Here is a 4436-nt window from a genome sequence, read left to right as displayed (position 1 = left end):
GTCCGGGCCGCCCTCACCGAGGCGCGCGGCGCGCTGCTCAACCGCGACAGCGGCCCCGCCGTGCTGGTCTCGTCGGTGGCGGTACTGGCCGGATACGTGGCGACCTTCCTGCTCGCCGCACGCGTCGCCGGGTCCGCCGCGACCCCGCTGGAGGTGCTGCCCCTGGCGCTGCTGGCCCTGATCGCGATGAGCCTGCCGCTCAACGTCGGCGGCTGGGGCCCCCGCGAGGGCGTCACCGCCTGGTCCTTCGGCGCCGCCGGTCTGGGCGCCTCCCAGGGGCTGACCGTGGCCGTCGTCTACGGTGTCCTCAGCTTCGCGGCCGCCCTGCCCGGGGCCCTCGTGCTCGTCGGACGCTGGTACGGCTCCCTGCGGGCCCGCCGTCAGCCGACGGACGAGGCGGGTGCCGACGGCGCCCCGGGCGGAACCGTTCCCGTGTCCCAGGCGTCCGAGGTGACCAATGAGAAGTACGCCCCGAAGGATTCGACGAACCCTGCCAGCAGCTCCTTCCCCTTCGCGGCGGATGCCAGGGACGGACGGCCGATGACACCGGAATCGGTGTAGGCCGACATACCGAGGGAGAGGAGATGACGGCGGTCGTCGGCAAGGAAATCGGTGGTCTCGTGACCGGGCCGGACCAATTCGGGGTGGCAATGCAGAAGTATGGAGGTCTCTATTTCTCCCGCATGCATATCGCTGAGCAACGAGGTCTGTACGCCCGCCCGTTCGCGGGCGGATTCCCAGTCCTCCATCGCCGGGAAAAGCGCCATTCGATGTCCCGCCGCGGTGGATTCCTGGACGACATTGCCCAGAACATAATTCCCACCGTGACCGTTCACCACCACCAGCGCCTCGACGCCCGACCGGCGCAGGGACGCGGCGATGTCGCGGACCATCGCGTGCAGGGTCGTCGCGGAAATGCTGACGGTGCCCGGCCAGGCCGCGTGCTCGTGCGAGCAGGCGATGGTCACGGGCGGCAGGAGATGCACCGGGTACGCGGCGGCTATCTCCCGGGATATGGCGCAGGCGACGAGTGTGTCGGTGGCCAGCGGCAGATACGGGCCGTGCTGCTCGTAGCTGCCGACGGGAAGCACCGCGACCTGTCGGCCGGCCCTTGCCCCCCGCGCGCGGACGTCCGCGGTGGTGTCCGTCGGTACAAGACTCGAACTGCTCATCTTTTCAAGGCCTCTCGTCTCTGCTGATGCTCCGTCATTTTCGCATGACGCCAGGGCTTACCAGATTGGAATCAGATCATGACAGAAAATGTTGGTGTACTCGGCACGAATGCCCAGTCCTCCGGCGCCGTACGCGTGGTGAACGCCCCCCTGCCCACGACGTACGGCGACTTCGAGGCCGTAGGTTATCTCGACCAGGACCGCGGCGAGGAACAAGTGGCGTTGGTGTACGGCGACATCAGCGGCGGTGAGGGAATTCTCATACGGCTGCACTCGGAGTGCCTGACCGGTGACGCGTTCGGTTCCCAGCACTGCGAATGCGGCGAGCAGCTCGACAGCGCGCTCCGGTCGATAGTCGCCGAGGGGCGCGGCGTTCTCGTCTATCTGCGCGGCCACGAGGGCCGCGGCATCGGCCTGCTGGCCAAGCTCCAGGCGATGAAGCTCCAGGCGGAGGGGCTGGACACCGTCGAGGCGAACCTCGCCCTCGGGCTGCCGGTGGACGCCCGCGACTACCGGGTGGCGGCCGAGATGCTGCACGACCTCGGCGTACGGTCGGTCCGGCTGATGTCGAACAACCCGCGCAAGCGGGAGGCGCTGCTGCGCCACGGCATCGCGGTCTCCGAGCAGGTGCCGCTGCTGATCACGCCGTGCGAGGACAACATCACCTACCTGCGCACCAAGCGGGAGCGGCTCGACCACTACCTGCCGCACCTGGACGCGGTGGTCCACTCGTCCTGAGCGCCGGGGTTCGCGCGGCGGCCGTCCCGGAGGCGGCCCAAGGCTCCGACACCGGCCGCCGCGCCCGCCCGGAGCCCCGTACGCAACTCCCCTTCGGGCAAGTACGGGGGCGCCCCGCATGAACGTTCGCCCGTGGTGGAAGACCTGACTCCGTCGGGTGGTCCGACCACGTTCGGTCGAAGGGAGCGTTCGTGATCCGCAGCGCACGGGTCGTCGTCATCGGCGGAGGCGTCATCGGGACGAGCGTCGCCTACCACCTGGCCGCCGCCGGAGTGGACGACGTCGTCCTCGTCGAACGCGACGAACTGGCCTCCGGATCGACCGCGAGGGCCGCCGGCGGGGTCCGCGCGCAGTTCTCCGACGAACTCAACATCCAGCTCGGCGCCCGCAGTCTGGAGGCGTTCGGCCGCTTCAGGCAGGAACTGGGCCACGACATCGGACTCCACCGGGTCGGCTACCTCTTCCTCCTGACCACCCCCGACGAGGTCGCCCAGTTCGAGGCGGGCGTACAGCTCCAGAACGACCTGGGTGTGCCCAGCCGCATGGTCGATCCCGCCGAGGCCCGGCGGCTCTCCCCGCTGATCTCCACCGAGGGCCTGCTCGCCGCCGCGTTCTCGCCCGACGACGGGCACTGCACTCCCGAGTCCGTGGTCCACGGCTACGCCGCCGGGGCCCGCCGCCACGGCGCGACCGTGCTGCGCAACTGCGAGGTCCAGTCCATCGAGACCTGGCGGGACACGATCACCGCGGTGGTCACGAGCAAGGGCCGCATCGTCACCGACACGGTCGTGTGCGCGGCCGGTGCCTGGTCCCGGTCCGTCGGCGCCATGGTGGGTGTGGACCTCCCGGTGGAGCCCCTGCGCCGCCAGATCGCCGTCACGGAACCGGTCCCCGGCCTCCCGCCGAACCTCCCCATGACGATCGACTTCACCAGCAGCCTCTACTTCCACACCGAGGGCCCCGGTCTCCTCGTCGGCATGTCCGACCCGGACGAACGGCCCGGCTTCGCCACCGACACCCACGACCGCTGGATCCCCCGCCTGTACGAGGCCATGGAGCGCCGCGCGCCCGGCCTGCTCGATCTGCGCCGGACGGGCGGCTGGGCGGGCCTGTACGAGATCACGCCGGACCACAACGCCCTGATCGGCGAGGCCGGTTCGTGCTCCCGCTTCCTGTACGCGACCGGGTTCTCCGGCCACGGTTTCCTCCAGGGCCCGGCGGTCGGCGAGGTGGTCCGTGACCTGTACCTCGGGCGCGTACCCTTCGTCGACATCAGCCCGCTGAGCGTCGACCGGTTCACGGCCGACTCCCTGCGCCCGGAGGCCAACCTCGTATGACCGATCTCCACTTGTGGCTCCGCCACGAGACCCGCACCACCGAACGCCGCACCCCGATCGTGCCGTCCGACGCCCGGCGGCTCGTCGAGAGCGGGGCGAGGCTCACGGTCGAGGACTCCCCACAGCGGATCTTCCCCACCGAGGCGTACGAGGCGGCCGGGTGTCAGGTCGCCGACCCCGGCTCGTGGGTGTCGGCGTCCGCGCAGGCCGTGATCGTGGGACTCAAGGAACTCCCGGACGCGCCAGCGCGATTGACTCACCGTCACATCTTCTTCGGGCACGCCTACAAGGGACAGCCCGGTGCCGGGACGCTGCTGCGCAGGTTCACGGCCGGGGGCGGTGCGCTGCTCGACCTGGAGTACCTGGAGGACGACCGGGGCCGCAGGCTCGCCGCCTTCGGCTTCTGGGCCGGCTATCTGGGCGCGGCCCTCGCCGTACTCCACCACCGGGGCGTGCTGCGGGCTCCGCTCCGGCCGACCTCCAAGGAGGAGATGGAGGCCGAGCTCCGCGCGTCCACCGGTGACGTGAGCGCGCTGGTGATCGGCGCCCTGGGCCGCAGCGGCCGGGGTGCGCGCGTGGCGTTCGGCGAGGCGGGCGTCGAACCGACCTGCTGGGACCTGGCCGAGACCCGCGACCTGGACCGACCGGCGCTGCTGGCCCACGAGTTGATGGTCAACACGGTCCTGACGACCCGCCCGGTACCGCCCTTCCTGACGGACAAGGACCTCGACGGCCCGGACCGCCGGCTCAGGACGCTCTGCGACGTCACCGTCGACGTCGGCTCACCCATGAACGTCCTGCCGGTCTACGACACGACCACGGAATGGGACCACCCCGTACGGCGGCTGCGCGAGCACCCTCCGCTCGATCTCATCGCCATCGACAACCTGCCCTCCCTGCTGCCCCGGGAGGCGAGCACCGACTTCTCGGCCGCGCTGCTGCCGCAGTTGCTGGACTTCGAGACCGGTGGTGCGTGGGGCCGCTGCCTGGACCGATTCCGTCAGGTGAGCGACGAACTGGGGCTCACAGAAAGGTAGTCGCCCGATGACCGAGATGGTTCCCGCGAGCGGTACCGTCCACTGGGTCGGCGCCGGTCTGTCCACGGGCAGCGGCCTGGCGGCGCTGTGCGACACCGCCGCCCGGGTGCGGCTGTGGCACCGCACCGAGGAGCGCGCCGGGCAGGCCCTGG

4 protein-coding genes and 2 pseudogenes are annotated in these 4436 nt (G+C 70.7%); 5 read left to right on the top strand and 1 reads right to left on the bottom strand.

Annotation, left to right across the window (positions count from 1 at the left end; all coding sequences use genetic code 11):
- Nucleotides 1-60: 60 nt before the first annotated feature.
- Nucleotides 61-261: pseudogene (locus tag AWZ10_RS55445) on the top strand (UPF0104 family protein); the annotation flags it as partial.
- 119 nt (nt 262-380) lie between these two features.
- Here the strand turns inward: AWZ10_RS55445 and AWZ10_RS47155 are convergent.
- The gene (locus tag AWZ10_RS47155; protein WP_078935450.1) at nt 381-1172 is read right to left on the bottom strand and encodes a creatininase family protein; all 792 of its coding nucleotides are present in this window, start codon (nt 1170-1172) and stop codon (nt 381-383) included.
- A 78-nt stretch (nt 1173-1250) separates the two neighbouring features.
- Here AWZ10_RS47155 and ribA point away from each other — a divergent pair, with 78 nt between their 5' ends.
- The 4 genes and pseudogenes from ribA to AWZ10_RS53390 all read left to right on the top strand — a co-directional run.
- Nucleotides 1251-1910 carry a GTP cyclohydrolase II gene (gene ribA / locus AWZ10_RS02285; RefSeq protein WP_046706051.1) on the top strand — a complete coding sequence of 220 codons (660 nt, stop codon included), beginning with the start codon at nt 1251-1253 and terminating at the stop codon, nt 1908-1910.
- A 191-nt stretch (nt 1911-2101) separates the two neighbouring features.
- Nucleotides 2102-3247, top strand: a complete 1146-nt coding sequence (locus AWZ10_RS02280) for an NAD(P)/FAD-dependent oxidoreductase (RefSeq protein ID WP_060890315.1) — start codon at nt 2102-2104, stop codon at nt 3245-3247.
- Entirely contained in the window at nt 3244-4284 is a 1041-nt protein-coding gene (locus AWZ10_RS02275) for a saccharopine dehydrogenase (RefSeq protein ID WP_046706049.1), read from the top strand. The genes AWZ10_RS02280 and AWZ10_RS02275 overlap by 4 nt, the downstream gene beginning before the upstream one ends.
- Before the next feature lie 7 nt (nt 4285-4291).
- Nucleotides 4292-4436 (top strand): annotated as a pseudogene (locus AWZ10_RS53390) (saccharopine dehydrogenase); the annotation flags it as partial.

The sequence above is a fragment of the Streptomyces europaeiscabiei genome, from assembly GCF_001550375.1.
In the GTDB taxonomy this organism is placed as follows: Bacteria; Actinomycetota; Actinomycetes; order Streptomycetales; family Streptomycetaceae; genus Streptomyces; species Streptomyces europaeiscabiei.
Note: the sequence above shows the minus strand (reverse complement) of the source record. Positions and strands in the feature narration are given on the sequence as shown.